Here is a 16,476-nt window from a genome sequence, read left to right as displayed (position 1 = left end):
CGCAGGAGATCCGCTGTGACCATCACCCCGCCCGCACTGAGCGTCTTCGAGACCCTGGAGTCGGAGGTCCGTAGCTACTGCCGCGGCTGGCCCGCCGTGTTCGACCGCGCGCAGGGCGCCCGGCTGACCGACGAGGACGGCCACACCTACCTGGACTTCTTCGCCGGGGCCGGCTCGCTCAACTACGGCCACAACAACCCGGTGCTGAAACGAGCACTGATCGACTACATCGAGCGCGACGGCATCACCCACGGCCTGGACATGGCGACCACCGCCAAGCGCGCCTTCCTGGAGACGTTCCAGAACGTCATCCTGCGCCCGCGCGACCTTCCGTACAAGGTGATGTTCCCCGGCCCCACCGGCACCAACGCCGTCGAGTCGGCGCTGAAGCTGGCCCGCAAGGTCAAGGGCCGCGAGTCCGTCGTCTCGTTCACCAACGCCTTCCACGGCATGTCGCTGGGCTCGCTCGCCGTCACCGGCAACGCGTTCAAGCGGGCCGGGGCCGGCATCCCGCTGGTGCACGGCACCCCGATGCCGTTCGACAACTACTTCGACGGTACGGTCCCCGACTTCCTCTGGTTCGAGCGTCTCCTCGAGGACCAGGGATCCGGCCTCAACAAGCCCGCCGCCGTGATCGTGGAGACGGTCCAGGGCGAGGGCGGCATCAACGTCGCCCGCGCCGAGTGGCTGCGGGCGCTGCAGGAGCTGTGCCACCGCCAGGACATGCTGCTGATCGTCGACGACATCCAGATGGGCTGCGGCCGTACCGGCGGCTTCTTCTCCTTCGAGGAGGCCGGGATCGTCCCGGACATCGTCACGCTCTCCAAGTCCATCAGCGGCTACGGCATGCCCATGTCGCTGTGCCTGTTCAAGCCCGAGCTGGACATCTGGGAGCCGGGCGAGCACAACGGCACCTTCCGCGGCAACAACCCGGCCTTCGTCACGGCCGCCGCCGCGCTGGACGCCTATTGGGCCGACGGCCAGATGGAGAAGCAGACCCGGGCCCGCGGCGAGCAGGTCGAGCAGGCGCTGCTGGCCATCTGCGCCGAGGAGCCGACCGCGCAGTTCCGTGGCCGCGGTCTGGTCTGGGGCATGGAGTTCCAGGACCCGGCACGCGCCTCGGCGGTCTGCGCCCGCGCCTTCCAGCTGGGGCTCCTGCTGGAGACCTCCGGCCCGCAGAGCGAGGTCGTCAAGCTGCTGCCGCCGCTGACCATCACCACCGAGGAGCTGGACGAGGGCCTGCGCACGCTGGCCCGCTGCGTCCGCGAGACGGCCTGACCCGGCGCTGCCGGGGCAGGCGAGAAGAGAAGCCCGGGCCGCGAGGCCCGGGCGGAGCACCAGAGAAAGGCACCGCTCACCGTGATCGTCCGATCGTTCAGTGACATCGAGAACACCGACCGGCATGTGAAGTCAGCGTCCGGCACCTGGGAGAGCAAGCGCATCGTGCTCGCCAAGGAGAAGGTGGGCTTCTCGCTCCACGAGACCGTGCTCTACGCGGGCACCGAGACCTCCATGTGGTACGCGAACCACATCGAGGCGGTCCTGTGCACCGAGGGCGAGGCCGAGCTCACCAACGACGAGACCGGCGAGACCCACTGGATCTCCCCGGGCACGATGTACCTGCTGGACGGGCACGAGCGCCACACCCTGCGGCCCAAGACCGACTTCCGCTGCGTGTGCGTCTTCAACCCTCCCGTCACCGGACGGGAGGACCATGACGAGAACGGTGTCTACCCACTGCTGACCGAGGAGGCCTGAACCGTATGACCACCGAAGTACGCGCCGATCTGTACCCCTCGCGCGGCGCCGCCGAGATGACCACTCCCCGCCAGGACCCGGTCATCTGGTCCGCGCCGGGCGCGCCGGGCCCGATCGCCGCCAAGGATCTCCAGGGATACGAGCACGACGGCTTTCTCACCGTCGACCAGCTGATCACCCCGGACGAGGTCGCCGTCCACGAGGCCGAGCTGAACCGGCTGGTCTCCGACCCGGCGGTCCGCGCCGACGAGCGCTCGATCATCGAGAAGCAGTCGCAGAACGTGCGTTCCGTCTTCGAGGTCCACAAGCTCAGCGAGGTCTTCGCCGCGCTGGTCCGCGACGAGCGGGTGGTGGGCCGGGCCCGCCAGATCCTCGGCTCGGACGTGTACGTCCACCAGTCCCGTATCAATGTGAAGCCGGGCTTCGGGGCCACGGGCTTCTACTGGCACTCGGACTTCGAGACGTGGCACGCCGAGGACGGTCTGCCGAACATGCGGACCGTCTCCGTGTCGATCGCGCTCACCGAGAACTTCGACACCAACGGCGGGCTGATGATCATGCCCGGTTCGCACAAGTCGTTCCTCGGCTGTGCGGGCGAGACGCCGAAGGACAACTACAAGAAGTCGCTGCAGATGCAGGACGCCGGCACCCCGTCCGACGAGGCGCTGACGAAGATGGCCGACCGCCACGGCATCAAGCTCTTCACGGGCAAGGCCGGTTCGGCGACCTGGTTCGACTGCAACGCCATGCACGGATCGGGCGACAACATCACCCCGTACGCGCGCTCCAACGTCTTCATCGTCTTCAACAGCGTGGAGAACGCGGCGCAGGAGCCGTTCGCGGCGCCGATCCGCCGCCCCGAGTTCATCGGGGCGCGGGACTTCACCCCGGTGAAGTAACGGCAGGCGCAGGCACACAGGTATTGAGGGGCCCGGGACGGTACGCCGTCCCGGGCCCCGCCGTGTATCTCGACGGCCCCCCGTCGCGTAACTCGCTGGACCCGGGACCCGCCACCGGAGAGGGTGGCGGCCATGACCTCCCACGTACGTCACATCACCGTCGACTGCGCCGACGCCCACGCGCTCGGCAGCTTCTGGTCCCAGGTGCTCGGCGCCCCGCTCGCCGACGACGACTTCCCCGGCGATCCGGAAGCCCTGCTCGAAACGCCCGGCGCGGCGATCCTCTTCGTCCAGGGGCCCGACCCGAAGACGGCCAAGAACCGGGTCCACCTCGATGTCCAGCCGCAGGACCGCACCCGGGACGAGGAGGTGGAGCGGCTGCTCGCACTCGGCGCGACCCTGGTGGGCGACCACCGGAAGCCGAACGGGCGGGGCTGGGCGACCCTGGCGGACCCCGAGGGCAACGAGTTCTGTGTGGAGTGCTCCGCCGCCGAGCGGGCCGCGCTGACCGGGACCCGGCTGCCGGTGACCGCCGACGATGTGACCCGCGCGGTCGGGCTCGCGGCGGATGTGCTGGCCGGAGCCCCGGAGGACCGCTGGGACGCGCCCGCCGGGACCCTGGAGTGGACCTGCTGGGAGACCGTCGAGCACCTGAGCGACGACCTGTTCGCGTACGCCGTCCAGTTGGGCCCGCGTACGCCTCCGCTGGACGGCGAGGTCCCCTACCGGTGGGCGCCCGAGAGGCAGGGCGGGCCCCACAACGCGGTCTTCGCCGACCGCGCTGCCGGACCAGCCGGGCTGCTGGCGACCCTGGAGGCGAGCGGTGCGCTGCTGGCCTCGATGGCCCGGACGACACCGCCCGGGGTCCGCTCGTACCACGGGTTCGGCATCTCCGACCCGGAGGGCTTCGCCGCGATGGGCGTGCTGGAGACCCTGGTGCACACCCATGACCTCGCCGAGGGCCTCGGGCTGGAGTGGACGCCGCCCGGCGCGCTCTGCGACCGGGTGCTGGCCCGGCTCTTCCCCGACGCCCCGGCGGGCGGCGACCGGTGGACCGTTCTGCTCTGGGCCACCGGCCGCACCGCACTGCCGGACCACCCGCGCCGCACGTCGTGGCGGTGGGACGGGCGGCCGGTGGAGGATCAGACGGCGTCGAGCGCCGGGTAGTCGGTGTAGCCCTTGGCGTCGCCGCCGAAGAAGGACGACGGGTCGGGGGTGTTGAAGGGGCCCCCGGCCCTGAGCCGGGCGGGGAGGTCGGGGTTGGCGAGGAAGAGCACGCCGTACGAGATCAGGTCGGCGATCCCGTCGTCGATGACGGTGTGGTCGTCCGGCCCGGTCGGCCCGTCGGAGTGCACGTTGATCAGGACGGTGCCGGTGAACACCTTCCGCAGCGCGAGGGTCAGCTCGCGGATCGGGGCGTCCTCCAGGATGTGCAGATAGGCGAGGCCGAGCGGCTCGATCTCCTGGGCCAGCGCGGTGTAGACGGCGTCCGGGGCGGGCTCGTCGATGTCGTTGTACGGGTTCGAGGGCGAGATGCGCAGCCCGGTGCGGGCGGCGCCGATCTCGGCCGCGACCGCCTTGACGACCTCCACGGCGAACCGGATGCGCGCCGCCTCCGAGCCGCCCCACTCGTCGGTGCGCAGGTTGGTGTTGGGCGCGAGGAACTGGTGGATGAGGTAGCCGTTGGCGCCGTGCAGCTCCACGCCGTCGAACCCGGCGTCGATGGCGTTGCGGGCGGCGGCGGCGAAGTCGGCGATGGTCTGCCGGATCTCGTCGTCGGTCAGCTCGCGCGGCTCGACGAAGTCCTTGGGTCCCTCGTGGGTGTAGATCTGGCCCGCGGCCCTGACCGGGGAAGCGCTGACCGGGGTCAGGCCCTCGGGCAGCAGGACCGGGTGGCCGATGCGGCCCGCGTGCATGATCTGGGCGAAGATCCGGCCGCCCTCGGCGTGCACCGCGTCGGTGACCTTGCGCCAGGAGGCGACCTGCTCGGGGCTGTGCAGCCCGGGGGTGAAGGGGTAGCCCTGGCCCACGACGGAGGGCTGGATGCCTTCGGTGATGACGAGCCCGGCCGAGGCGCGCTGGGCGTAGTAGGCGGCCGTGAGCTCGGTGGCCGTACCGCCATCGCCCGCCCGGCTCCGGGTCATCGGGGCCATCACGATGCGGTTGGCCAGCGGGGTGCCGGACAGGTCGATCGGGTCGAAAGCGGTGGTCATGCGGGCTCTCCAAAGAATATGGGGCAAGGCGTACGGGACCGGCCGACAAAGTATGTGGTCGGCCAATCATTGGCGCTGGCGTCACTGTAGCTCATTACTTGGCCGACCAAGGTAAAGTGTGGGCAAGAGCCGCCGGGCATCATCGAAGCCCCACCCGGAGCAGCACCGAGGAGCCCCGCCATGAACACCGGCAACGCCACCACCGCGGAAGCCGCCTGTACCGACGCGCTGCCCGGAGCAGCGCTCAGCGGGCCCGTGAGCCATGCCGTCTCGCGCGTCGCCCGGCTGCACCGGATCGCGGCGGGGAAGCTCCTCAAGGGGCTGGGGCTCTACCCGGGGCAGGAGCTCCTGATGATGCATCTGTGGGACGCGGGGCCGGTCCGCCAGTCGGAGCTGATCAGGACCCTGGACCTGGACCCGTCCACGGTCACCAAGATGCTCCAGCGCCTCGAACAGACCGGTCATGTACGCCGCCGCCCCGACCCGGACGACCGGCGGGCCGTGCTGGTCGAGGCGACGGACCGGAGCTGCGAGCTGCACACGGCGGTGCGGGACGCGTGGGGCAGCCTGGAGGAGCACACGCTCGCCGGGCTGGAGAGCGATGAGCGTACGGAGCTGACGCGGCTGCTGGCGAAGGTGGAGGCGAACCTCTGCCAGGAGACGGAGGGGTGCCCGGAACGGGGCTGAGGGGCTCTCGGCCCCGAGCGGCCGGTACGTGCGGTTACGGTCCCGGTGGTCCCGGTGGTCCCGGTACGTGTGGCTTACGCGGCCAGCACGTCCAGCACCCGGTCGACATCCACCTCGGTGTTGTAGAGGTGGCAGGAGATCCGGAGGTTCCCGGCGGGCGTCGAGACCGCGATCCCGGCCTTCGCGAGCTCAGGTTCGCGGCCGTCGAGCCCCGGCACGGAGACGATCGCCGACTCCCCCGGAACCACCGTGTGCCCCAGCTCCGTCAGCCCCGAGCGCAGCCGGGCGGCGAGGGAGGTGGCGTGGGTGTACAGGGCCTCGGTGCCGATCTCCCCGAGCAGCGCGAGGGAGTGTTCGGCCCCGTGGTACGAGAGGAAGGCCGGCGGCTCGTCGAACCCCCGGGCGCCGGGGGCGACGCGCTCCAGCGCACCGTAGTTGCTGGTCCAAGGCGCACCGGCGGCGACCCAGCCCGCGAAGAGGTTCGGCAGGGTGGCCTGCGCCTCCTCGGTCACGGTGAGGAACGACGTACCCCGGGGGCAGAGCAGAAACTTGAAGCCGCCGGTGACGGTGTAGTCGTACGCCCCGGCGTCCAGCGGGAACCAGCCCGCCGACTGGGTGGCGTCCAGGAGGGTCCGGGCGCCGTGTGCGGCGGCGGCAGCGCGGACGGCGGCGAGGTCGGCGACCCGGCCGTCGGCGGACTGGACCGAGGAGAAGGCGACGAGCGCGGTGGTGGGCCGTACGGCTTCGGCGAGGCCGGCGAGCGGCACGTACCGCATGCGCAGGTCGCCGCGGAGCGCGAACGGACTGACGACGGAGGTGAACTCACCCTCGGGCGCCAGGACTTCGGCCCCCGCCGGGAGTGAGGCGGCGATCAGCCCGACATGGACGGTGACGGAGCTGCCGGTGGCGACCCGGTCCGGCCGGACCCCGGCGAGCCGGGCGAAGCCGACCCGGGCCGCCTCCACCGCGTCGAAGCTGCCCGCGCCGATCCGGCGGCCGGCGGCGTTCTCGTCGGCGAGGGCCTTGACGGCGGCGATGGTCCGGCGGGGCAGCAGCCCCCAGCTGGAGGTGTTGAGGTACGTGACCTCGGGCGCGAACTCGGCGGCGGCCGCCTGGCTGAGCGGAGAGATCGTCATGCGCCCAGCCTGGAGCCCCCGTGTCTCATAGTCAATTGCCAGAATTCGCGGGGGACACCCAAGGCTTTCTTATACGAGCGCTCAGCCCTTGGGCACCTCGCAGGCCCCGTCCGTGTCGCAGGCCGCCGCGTCGCCGCCGACGGTGGTCAGCGTGGTGACCGGGCGGTCCTTCCAGGCCTGCTCCAGCGCCTGGACGAAGACCTCGGAGGGCTGGCCCCCGGAGATCCCGTACCGCCGGTCGAGCACGAAGAACGGCACCGCGTTGGCGCCCAGCTCGGACGCCTCGCGCTCGTCGGCCCGGACCTCGTCGGCGTACGCCTCGGGGTCGGCGAGCACCGCACGCGCCTCGTCGGCGTCGAGCCCGGCCTCCACGGCGAGGGCGAGCAGCACGTCGTCGTCGAAGACGGACCGCTCCTCGGCGAAGTTGGCCCGGTAGGCGAGGGTCAGCAGCTCGTCCTGGCGGCCGCGGGCCTTCGCCAGGTGCAGCAGCCGGTGGATGTCGAAGGTGTTGCCGTGGTCCCGGCCCTCGGTGCGGTAACCGAGCCCCTCGGCCTGCGCGTTGGCCGCGACATTGGCCTCCATCGAGGCGGCCTCCTCGCGGGTCCGCCCGTACTTGGTGGCCAGCATGTCGATGACCTGCTCGGTCTGGCCCTTGGCCCGCCCGGGGTCGAGCTCGAAGGAGCGGTGCACGACCTCGACCTCGTCCCGGTGGGCGAACTCGGCGAGGCCCTTCTCGAAGCGGGCCTTGCCGATGTAGCACCAGGGACAAGCGATATCGGACCAGATCTCGACGCGCATGACTCTTCTTCTCTCCAGGGGTCACGGACGGGTGCGGAGGCCGCCCCGCAGGGACGGGTTACGGGGGCCGCCCCACAGGGACGGACCTCTCGGTCGAACACCGAACCTGACCAGGTGATTCCCGGAGCCGGAACGACGAAGGCGCGCACGTCCGGCCGCATCGGGCGGCTGGACGTGCGCGCGACACCGCCCCCCGTGGGGCGGTCAGGAACGCATCCGCGAAGTTCCCCGGTTCCTGCCCGGAGCGGGCGCGTCAGGAGGGAGGCATCTGCCACGGGTGGACACACGTCACCAGCTCGGGGTGGTAGAGCGTGCCGGGCCCGCACTGGAAGTCGAAGCGCGTGAACTCCTCGCCCTCGCCCGAGAAGTCCACACAGCGGTAGAAGCGGGCCTTGTCGTCCGGGTGGGGGTGGAACCCCTCCTGAGTGCAGGCCGGAGGCTGGTCGGCAGCCTGCGCGGGGGCTGCGTAGGTGAGGCCGGCGAGGGCGAGCAGCATGGCCGCTGCGATACGGCGCGTACGATTCATGCCCTGGAAACGATCTTCACGTGTTCGGGCTACGGCCCGTACGGGTGGTCCGCCCGCCACCGGTTCCGTCCTCGCGACGCCTTCTCGGAACCCGGGCAGCGCCCTGCCTCGACAGCTCCCGTACGTCACCGCCCGTCGCGCAGGTCCTCCACTCCCCCGGCCGCGAACGCGATCCGGTCGAAGACCGCGCCGCACCCCTCGCCGGTCGGCGACTGCACCAGGAAGCCGACGCGGGCGGCCGCGCGTTCCTTTTCAGTGCCCAGGGTGAAGACGCGGACGAAGGTCCAGGTCTCGCCGTCGGCGGAGGCGTGGAAGGCGTAGACGTTGCCGGTGCGGCTGAGCCGGAGCCAGTAGCTGTCCTCCTCCACCACGAACGCGTTGGCGTCGTCGGAGTGGCCCCGGGTCACGACGCTGCAGATCGTCGCCAGGCCCGAGGAGTGCTCCAGGCAGAGCTTGGCCCAGTCGCGGTCCCCGAGGTGGAGGTGGAGCGCCCCGGCGTCGCCCGCCGCGACCAGGCCGGGGCGGACGCGGGCGAGGAGGCGGAAGTCGCTGTCCCCCACCGCGCCGAGCAGGCGTGGCGCGTCGGTCGCCGAATCCAGGGCTTCACCGGACGGCGGTACGAAGAGGTCCTGGCCGGGGCCCGCGCGGCCGGTCAGGATGCCATCGGCGTGGGTCCAGCGGCCGTCGGGGCCTTCCGGGGCCAGGGCGAAGGGGAGCCCGTCCAGGTGCAGGGTCATACGCGGAATCCGTCCAGGTGCAGGGTCATGTAGGGCGGCCGTCCAAGTGCAGGCTCATGCGCGGCGGCCGTCCACGCGGCGGGGCAGGTCCAGGGGGTTGGCCTCGCGCAGTTCCGGCGGGAGGAGCGGGTCGGGGGTGCTCTGGTACGTCACCGGGCGCAGCCAGCGCTCGATGGCCGTCGCGCCGACCGAGGTGGAGGGGGAGGTGGTGGCCGGGTAGGGGCCGCCGTGGTGCTGGGCGGGGGCGACGGCGACGCCGGTCGGCCAGCCGTTGACCAGGATGCGGCCGGCGAGCGGGGTGAGGGCGGTGAGGAGGGCGGCCGCCTCCGGGTCGTCGCCCCCGGTCGCGGTCTGGAGGGTGGCGGTGAGGTTGCCGGGGAGCCGGGACAGGACGGCGGTGACCTCGTCCTCGGAGTCGTAGCGCGCGATCACGGTGACCGGGCCGAAGCACTCCTCCAGGAGCGCGTCGTGCGGGCCCTCGGCGGTGAGGAGAGCGGCCGGGACGGTGAGGAAGCCGGCCGAGACCGTGTGCTCGCTGCCCGCGCCGGGGGTGACGGGGGCCTCGACGCCCGGGAGTGCGGCCCGTTCGCGTACGCCTGCGAGGAAGGCGTCCCGCATCCGGTGGTCCAGCATCACGCCGGAGCCGGTGTCGCTGACCGTCCCGGTGAGGGCCTTCACCAGCCGGTCGCCCGCGTCGCCGGACGGGGCGAGGACGAAGCCGGGCTTGGTGCAGAACTGGCCGACGCCCAGGGTCATGGAGGCGCCGAGCCCGGCGCCGATCTGCTCGGACCGCTCGGCGGCGGCCGCCGCGGTGACGACGACCGGGTTGAGCGAGCCGAGTTCGCCGTGGAAGGGGATGGGGGCGGGGCGGGCGGCCGCCGCGTCGAACAGGGCGCGTCCGCCGCGTACGGAACCGGTGAAGCCCGCCGCGCTCACCAGCGGGTGGCGGACCAGCTCGACGCCCGCGTCGAACCCGTGGACCAGGGTCACCACGTCCTCGGGCAGCCCGGTGCGGGCGGCGGCGCGGCGGAGCACCGAGGCGCAGAGTTCGGAGGTGGCCGGATGGCCGGGGTGGGCCTTGACGACGACCGGGCAGCCGGCCGCGAGGGCGCTGGCGGTGTCGCCGCCGGGGACGGAGAAGGCGAGCGGGAAGTTGCTGGCCGCGTAGACGGCGACGACCCCGAGCGGGATCTTGTAGCGGCGCAGGTCGGGCCAGGGCGGGGTGCGGGAGCCGTCCTCGTGGTCGATGTGGATGTCGAGGTAGGCGCCCTCGTCGACGACCTCCGCGAAGGCCCGCAACTGGGCTGCGGTGCGCGCGAGTTCCCCGGTGAGCCGGGCCGGGCCGAGGGCGGTCTCCGCGTCGGCGGCCTCGATGATGTGCGGGCCGGACTCCTCCAGCAGCTCCGCCGCCGTACGCAGGAACGCGGCGCGTGCCGTGCGGTCGGCCAGGGCGTCGCGTACGGAGTGGGCCGCCCGGACCGCGCGGTCGACCTCCTCGGCGGTAGCCTCCACCGCAACCTGCTCGCGCGGCTTCCCGCTTCGGGGGTCGACACTCCAGACTGGTGCTGCACTCACCATGATTCCCCTCGGGTCCTGGAACACCGGCCAGAGACGTTCGGTATTCTGAACAGAGTTCCTGATCGTGAACGTGCTCGGACTCTATTTCCGGGCCTTCCGTGTTGGCAATGGCCGAAGGCCGAAGAAGGAGCGTGGGGCGATGTCGGTCGCCGAGTCCGGTGGGGCACAGGTCAAGTCCGCGGTACGGACGGTGGAGCTGCTCGAATACTTCGCGGGGCGCCCCGGCATGCACTCGCTCGCCGCCGTCCAGGAGGCCGTGGGCTACCCCAAGTCCAGCCTCTACATGCTGCTGCGCACCCTGGTCGAGCTCGGCTGGGTGGAGACGGACGCGACGGGCACGCGGTACGGGATCGGGGTGCGCGCCCTGCTGGTGGGCACCTCCTACATCGACGGCGACGAGGTCGTGGCCGCCGCCCGGCCCACCCTGGACCGGCTCTCCGACGACACCACGGAGACCATCCACCTGGCCCGGCTCGACGGGACGAACGTGGTCTACCTCGCCACCCGCCAGTCCCAGCACTATCTGCGCCCCTTCACCCGGGTCGGCCGTCGGCTGCCCGCCCACTCCACCTCGCTCGGCAAGGCGCTGCTGGCCACCCACAGCGACGAGCAGGTCCGCAAGATGCTCCCCGAGACGCTGCCCGCGCTGACCGAACACACCATCACCGACCGGGAGAAGCTCATCGAGGAGCTGCGCCTGGTCCGCGAGCAGGGGTACGCGGTGGACCGCGAGGAGAACACCCTCGGCCTGCGCTGCTTCGGCGTGGCGATCCCCTACCGCACCCCCGCCCGCGACGCGATCAGCTGCTCGGTACCGGTCGCGCGCCTCACCCCCGGCCACGAACAGACGGTCAAGGACGCCCTGCTGGACGCCCGCGACCGCCTCACGCTCGCCACGCGCAGGCTCTGACCCGGACACCGGCGAGCGCGCGCAAGCTCCCGCACGTCGCGGGTCGGCCCTGCTCCTGCAAGCGCGCCGCGTTCGACGCCCACGGGGCGCGGATCCGCGCAGTGCCCGGCGGCGTCTTGGCGCGATCAGGCGTCAGGGTCGACTTCGGGGTGCGTGAACCGCACGGGCTTGGCCAGCGACCGGGCGTAGGCGATTTCGGACCGGGTGCTGTCTCCGATGTAGTCGCCGACCACGAGCACCTCATCGGCGAGCCGGATCTTCGCCCGGTGCAGATCGTCGAGTCGGGCCTTCAGCGCCTCGGCCTCGACAGGATCGGACCAGAGTTCGTGCGGGGACTTCAGGTCACAGCCCGGTTTGACGACGATCCTTCCGGCTTCGGTCTCCCGCAGATCGGCCTCGTTCATCTCCGGCATGAAGCGGGTGGAGCCGCAGATCACCACGATACGCGGGAGGCTCAACAGCTTCTTCGCGTCGGCGAGCTTCTCCTCGGGGGTGAGCTGTTGCGGGTATGCCACTGAATCCTCCTGGTGGTGTGGTCCAAGGGGGGCCTGCGGAGACGAGCAACGCTCACCGACCCCTTGGAACAGATCATCCACGGAGCGCCTCCTCTCCCCCGCGCGGCGGAGACGGATCGTCGGCCAGCAGGACGTGCGGGGCCGGGTTCCGCGGAAGCGTGGGCGCCATGACAGCGAACCGGACCTCCGCCCCGCACCCACCCCCGTACCGCATCGGCCGGGTCCGGACCGTGGCGCGGGTGCTCGCCATCGTGTCCTGCGTGCCCTACGTCGGCCTCAAGGCCGCCTGGATGGCGGGGAGTCGGGTCGGCATCCCGGACGGGAGCCCGCTGCTGGACGGCGGCGCCCTGCTGGTCGTCGGCAACGGGGTCACGGTCCTGATGGACGCCTGCGTCGTCGTCCTCGCCCTGCTGCTCACCCGGCCCTGGGGGCTGCGGGTGCCCGCCTGGCTGCTGGTGGTGCCGATGTGGGTGGCGAGCGGTCTGCTGCTGCCGGTCATGACGGCCTATCCGTTGCAGATGGCCGTCCGGCTGCTCGGCGGAAGCGGTGGGGGCACCGGGGGCGGCGGTGATCCGTTCCTCGACCCGTGGGTCTTCGGTGTCGTCTACGGCGGCTTCATCATCCAGGGGGTCGCGCTGGGCACCCTCTTCGTTCTGTACGCCAAGGAGCGCTGGGGCCACCTCTGGCAGGGCCGGCTGCGGGACCTTCCCGGGACTCCGGCCCCCCCGTGCTGCGGGTCACCGCCGTGGCCGCGGCGCTGGTCGCCCTCGCCCCGGGCCTCGCCCATCTGTTCTGGGCCGCCGGGTGGACCTCCGGGCTCAATGCGGGCCTGGTGGCCGAGCGCACCAGCGACTTCTACGTGGTCGAAGCCGTCAACGCGCTCTTCGTGGCCGTCGCCGTCGCCGGGGCGCTGCTGCTCGCGTTCCGGCGCGGCGGCCGGCTTCCGCTGCGGGTGCCGCTCGTCCTGGTCTGGGCCGGATCGGCGCAAGTGGCCTGCTGGGGAGGGTGGTTGAGCCTGGCCGCTCTGGTGGGGGCGGGCGACGTCTCCGATCGGCCGACGACGGCGATGGTGCTGATCTACGCTGTGCAGATGCTGGTCGGGACCCTCATCGCGCTGCCGGTCGCGCACCTTCTCGCGGAGCGCGCGGCGGCCCCCAAGACCTCCGGCACCCGCGCGTGAGGCCGCTCGCACCGCTGATCGGGCGGCGGGCGCGGCTGCGCTGGCTGCATCTGATCATCGGCGGCGCGCTGCTGATGCCGTACTTCCTGGTCGGCACGGTCCTGGTGAGCATGCTGGGCGGCGGGGAGCAGCTCTTCTCGTCCCCGCGCGCCCAGTTCGCCGCGTTCGCCTGCGCCCTGCCGATGGTGGCGGTCAGCGGGTTCTTCCCGCTCGTCCGGCCGCTGTCGGTGGCCGCGGCCCGGGCCCTTTGCGGGGTCCCGCCCGCGCTGCTGGCCGAGGGGCCCGCCCGGACCCGGCAGGCCCGGGTGCGGGCCGCCGCCTGGTTCACGGTGCATCTGGCGCTCGGCGGCATCATCAGCGGGATCACGCTGGCGCTGACGCCGTTCGCCGTCGCGGTGGCCGGGCTCCCCTTCTCGGCGGCGCTGCGCGACTCCTGGCGGGCGGCCGGTCCCGAAATGCTGCTGGAGCCTTGGGCCCTGGCCCTCGCGCCGTTCGCCGGGCTCGCGATGCTGGCGGCGATGGCGCTGGTCGCGGCAGCCGCCGGGGAGCTGCTGGCCCGGTGGGTGCCGGCGCTGCTCGGACCGGCACCCGAGGACCGGCTGGCCGCTGCCGAGCGCAGGGCGGCGGACCTGGCCGTGCGCAACCGGCTCGCCCGGGAGCTGCACGACTCGGTGGGCCACGCCCTGAGCGCGGTGACCCTCCAGGCGGGGGCGGCCCGTCGGGTCCTGGACCACGATCCGGAGTTCGTCCGCCGGGCGCTGACCGCGATCGAGGAGACGACGCGGCGGACGGTCGGTGAACTCGACTCCGTGGTCGGGCTGTTGCGCCGGGACGGGGAGCCGGGGAGCGGGGAGACGGAGGGTGAGGGGGCGGCGTACGGACCCGGGCTCGACGCGCTCGACGGGCTGCTGAAGCACTGCGGGGTGCCGGTGGCGTACGAGCGGGAGGGCGACCCGGGCAGCGTGGTGCCGGTGGTCTCGCGGGAGGCGTACCGGATCGTGCAGGAAGGGCTGAGCAACGTCCTGCGGCACGGCGGGGGCGGCATCTCCCCCGTACGGCTGCTGATCGCGGCACGGAAGAGGGAGCTGGAGATCGTGCTGGAGAACCCCCTGGGCGAGCGGCCTGCGGTGGTCCGTCCCGGCGGCGGGCGGGGGCTGCGCGGCATAGCGGAGCGGGCGGCGCTGCTGGGCGGCCGGAGCGAGGCGGGGCCGTACGACGGCGGCTGGCGGCTGACCGCCCGGCTGCCGCTGACGGCACGCGGCGAGGAGGGATCGTGAGCGGAACGCCCGTCCGGGTCGTGGTCGCGGACGACGAGGAGATGGTGCGTACGGCGCTGCGCGCGATCCTGGGCGCCGAGGAGGGCATCGAGGTGGTCGGGGAGGCCGCCACCGGGGCGGAGGCCGTCTCCGTGGTGCGCGCCCTGCGGCCCGACGTGGTGCTGATGGACGTGCGGATGCCGGAGATCGACGGGATCCGGGCCACCGAGCAGATCCTCGCCACCCTGGCGGACCCGCCGCGGATCGTCGTCGTGACGACCTTCGAGAACGACGCGTACGTGTACGACGCCCTGCACGCCGGAGCCGCCGGGTTCCTGCTGAAGCGGTCGGCGGCCGAGGAGCTGGTGCAGGCGGTGCGCCTGGTGGCGTGCGGCGACTCGCTCCTCTACCCGGCGGCGGTACGCACCCTGGCCGCCGAACACGCCGGCCGGCGGGAGGCGCGCGCCCCGGCGTGGGTGGCGCGGCTGACCGGGCGGGAGGCGGACGTGCTGCGGCTGATGGCGGCGGGGCTGACCAACGCGGAGATCGCGGGGCGGCTGGCGGTGGGCCCGGCGACGGTGAAGTCCCATGTGGCGGCGGTCCTCGCGAAGACCGGTGCCCGGGACCGTACGCAGGCGGTCATCGCGGCGTACGAGTCCGGGTTCATCACGCCGGGCTGAGCCCGGGGCCCCGAACCCGGCCTTCACAGCCCTGTGGGCCACGTGAGAAATCGGTGAGAAGCGGCACAACCGGGAACGGGCGGAACGCCCCCGCTCGTCCCTCCAGCGGGATGAACAAGACAATCAGGCGCGCTTCGGTCTTCTGTCTGCTCATGGTGCTCGCCCTGCTGGTGCGGGCGACGTGGGTGCAGGGCTACGAGGCCAAGGCGCTCGCAGACGACGAGCACAACCGGCGGAACACCATCGCGCAGTACGCGCAGCCGCTCGGGGACATCATCGTGGCCGGTTCGCCGGTCACCGGATCGAAGGGGACCAGTGGCGGCGACCTCCGGTACAAGAGGACCTACACGCAGGGCGAGCTCTACGCGGCCGTGACGGGCTACAGCTCGCAGGCGTACGGGGCGACCCAGCTCGAAGGCATCTACAGCGACGTCCTGGACGGCACCGACGACCGGCTGAAGAACCCGGCCGACCTGATCACCGGCAGGCAGGCCTCCCCGGGCAACGTCCTCACCACCATCGACCCGGGCGTCCAGAAGGCGGCCTACGAGGCGCTCGGCGACGACAAGGGCGCGGCCGTGGCCATCGACCCGAAGACCGGCCGCATCCTGGGCATGGTCTCCACACCCTCGTACGACCCCTCGAAGATCAGCGGTACGGACAACGGCGACGCCTGGAAGAAGCTGCTGGACGACAAGGAGAAGTCGCTGGTCAACCGGGCGCTGCGGCAGCCGCTGGCGCCGGGTTCCACGTTCAAGCTGGTGGTCGCGGCGGCGGCCCTGGAGAACGGGCTGTACGGCTCCGTCGACGAGGCGACCGACAGCCCCGACCCGTACACCCTCCCCGGCACCCGGACCGTCCTGCGCAACGAGAACGCCTCCGCCCCCTGCGAGAACGCGACCCTGCGCACCGCCCTCCAGTACTCCTGCAACAACGTCTTCGCCAAGGCGGCCGCCGACCTCGGCCAGGACAAGGTCAAGGAGATGGCGGACGCGTTCGGCTTCGACACCGAGAAGCTGGACGTCCCGGTGCGGGCGTCGAAGAGCGTCTACCCGACCGGCATGGACAAGGCGCAGACGGCGCTGACGGGCATCGGCCAGTTCGAGGTCACCGCCACCCCGCTCCAGATGGCGATGGTCACCTCGGCCCTCGCCAACGGCGGTGAGCTGGCCGCGCCGCACATGGTGTCGTCGGTGACCGACGGGGACGGTTCCGCGCTGGAGGAGACCGAGGACGGGGAGACGAAGCGGGTGGTGGGAGAGAGGACCGCCGAGCAGCTCCGCAGCGCGATGGTGACCGTCGTCGAGGAGGGCACCGGCACCAACGCCAGGATCGCCGGGGCCGAGGTCGGCGGAAAGACGGGGACCGCGCAGAACGGCGTGGACAACAGCAACACCCCGTACGCCTGGTTCACCTCGTACGCGAAGGACGACAGCAGCGGCAAGGAGGTCGCCGTCGCGGTGATCGTCGAGGACTCCGGCTCGGCCCGCTCCGAGGTCAGCGGCAACGGCCTGGCGGCGCCGATCGCGCAGAAGATGATGAAGGCGGCGCTGGAGCGGTGAGCCGATGACGGGGGCCGGTGACCGCGCGCACCGGCCCCCGT

At 72.2% G+C, this 16,476-nt stretch carries 16 protein-coding genes and 1 pseudogene; 10 read left to right on the top strand and 7 right to left on the bottom strand.

The genetic code is table 11. The annotated features are described in order from the left end of the window. The first annotated feature begins 15 nt into the window (after positions 1–15). From ectB to IE264_RS35010, 4 genes are all read left to right on the top strand, one after another. A complete protein-coding gene (gene ectB / locus IE264_RS35025; RefSeq protein ID WP_032756687.1) occupies positions 16–1,278 on the top strand; it encodes a diaminobutyrate--2-oxoglutarate transaminase in 1,263 nt (420 codons plus the stop codon). Positions 1,279–1,359: 81 nt separating this feature from the next. Further along, a complete protein-coding gene (locus IE264_RS35020) occupies positions 1,360–1,758 on the top strand; it encodes an ectoine synthase (protein ID WP_015607780.1) in 399 nt (132 codons plus the stop codon). A gap of 5 nt (positions 1,759–1,763) precedes the next feature. Continuing rightward, positions 1,764–2,657: an ectoine hydroxylase gene (gene thpD, locus IE264_RS35015; RefSeq protein ID WP_032756685.1), complete on the top strand. Its 894-nt coding sequence runs from the start codon at positions 1,764–1,766 to the stop codon at positions 2,655–2,657. A gap of 132 nt (positions 2,658–2,789) precedes the next feature. Then, positions 2,790–3,824, top strand: a complete 1,035-nt coding sequence (locus IE264_RS35010) for a VOC family protein (RefSeq protein WP_032756683.1) — start codon at positions 2,790–2,792, stop codon at positions 3,822–3,824. On the opposite strand, the gene IE264_RS35005 is transcribed toward IE264_RS35010, so the two are convergent. Then, complete coding sequence (locus IE264_RS35005) at positions 3,800–4,870, bottom strand: alkene reductase (protein ID WP_032756682.1); 1,071 nt, start codon at positions 4,868–4,870, stop codon at positions 3,800–3,802. The genes IE264_RS35010 and IE264_RS35005 overlap by 25 nt on opposite strands. Before the next feature lie 180 nt (positions 4,871–5,050). Between IE264_RS35005 and IE264_RS35000 the strand changes: the two genes are divergently transcribed. Then, a complete protein-coding gene (locus IE264_RS35000; RefSeq protein WP_015607784.1) occupies positions 5,051–5,557 on the top strand; it encodes a MarR family winged helix-turn-helix transcriptional regulator in 507 nt (168 codons plus the stop codon). Positions 5,558–5,631: 74 nt separating this feature from the next. Here IE264_RS35000 and IE264_RS34995 read toward each other — a convergent pair whose 3' ends face one another. The 5 genes from IE264_RS34995 to IE264_RS34975 form a co-directional block, all read right to left on the bottom strand. Next, complete coding sequence (locus tag IE264_RS34995) at positions 5,632–6,693, bottom strand: aminotransferase class V-fold PLP-dependent enzyme (RefSeq protein ID WP_032756680.1); 1,062 nt, start codon at positions 6,691–6,693, stop codon at positions 5,632–5,634. A gap of 81 nt (positions 6,694–6,774) precedes the next feature. Further along, the gene (locus IE264_RS34990; protein ID WP_032756678.1) at positions 6,775–7,491 is read right to left on the bottom strand and encodes a DsbA family oxidoreductase; all 717 of its coding nucleotides are present in this window, start codon (positions 7,489–7,491) and stop codon (positions 6,775–6,777) included. 253 nt (positions 7,492–7,744) lie between these two features. Continuing rightward, positions 7,745–8,017, bottom strand: coding sequence for a chitin binding peritrophin-A domain-containing protein (locus IE264_RS34985; RefSeq protein WP_078618652.1), 273 nt, complete (start codon positions 8,015–8,017; stop codon positions 7,745–7,747). Positions 8,018–8,142: 125 nt separating this feature from the next. Next, positions 8,143–8,754, bottom strand: a complete 612-nt coding sequence (locus tag IE264_RS34980) for a DUF1349 domain-containing protein (protein ID WP_032756675.1) — start codon at positions 8,752–8,754, stop codon at positions 8,143–8,145. Between the two features lie 54 nt (positions 8,755–8,808). Then, positions 8,809–10,329, bottom strand: coding sequence for an aldehyde dehydrogenase (NADP(+)) (locus tag IE264_RS34975; protein ID WP_078657441.1), 1,521 nt, complete (start codon positions 10,327–10,329; stop codon positions 8,809–8,811). Positions 10,330–10,471: 142 nt separating this feature from the next. Here IE264_RS34975 and IE264_RS34970 point away from each other — a divergent pair, with 142 nt between their 5' ends. Further along, positions 10,472–11,242, top strand: a complete 771-nt coding sequence (locus IE264_RS34970; protein WP_031125548.1) for an IclR family transcriptional regulator — start codon at positions 10,472–10,474, stop codon at positions 11,240–11,242. 125 nt (positions 11,243–11,367) lie between these two features. Here the strand turns inward: IE264_RS34970 and IE264_RS34965 are convergent, their stop codons facing one another. Then, positions 11,368–11,757, bottom strand: coding sequence for a hypothetical protein (locus IE264_RS34965; RefSeq protein WP_032756672.1), 390 nt, complete (start codon positions 11,755–11,757; stop codon positions 11,368–11,370). Positions 11,758–11,924: 167 nt separating this feature from the next. Here IE264_RS34965 and IE264_RS34960 point away from each other — a divergent pair. From IE264_RS34960 to IE264_RS34945, 4 genes and pseudogenes are all read left to right on the top strand, one after another. Beyond that, positions 11,925–12,937: pseudogene (locus IE264_RS34960) on the top strand (hypothetical protein). Beyond that, positions 12,934–14,214: a sensor histidine kinase gene (locus IE264_RS34955; RefSeq protein WP_032756671.1), complete on the top strand. Its 1,281-nt coding sequence runs from the start codon at positions 12,934–12,936 to the stop codon at positions 14,212–14,214. The pseudogene IE264_RS34960 and the gene IE264_RS34955 overlap by 4 nt, the downstream one beginning before the upstream one ends. Then, positions 14,211–14,873: a response regulator transcription factor gene (locus tag IE264_RS34950; RefSeq protein WP_015607793.1), complete on the top strand. Its 663-nt coding sequence runs from the start codon at positions 14,211–14,213 to the stop codon at positions 14,871–14,873. The genes IE264_RS34955 and IE264_RS34950 overlap by 4 nt, the downstream gene beginning before the upstream one ends. A 110-nt stretch (positions 14,874–14,983) precedes the next feature. After that, positions 14,984–16,435: a peptidoglycan D,D-transpeptidase FtsI family protein gene (locus IE264_RS34945; protein ID WP_032756670.1), complete on the top strand. Its 1,452-nt coding sequence runs from the start codon at positions 14,984–14,986 to the stop codon at positions 16,433–16,435. Positions 16,436–16,476 lie beyond the last annotated feature (41 nt).

It is taken from the genome of Streptomyces microflavus, assembly GCF_014650075.1.
Lineage (GTDB): Bacteria > Actinomycetota > Actinomycetes > Streptomycetales > Streptomycetaceae > Streptomyces > Streptomyces microflavus.
This window is presented reverse-complemented; position numbering and strand designations above follow the sequence as displayed.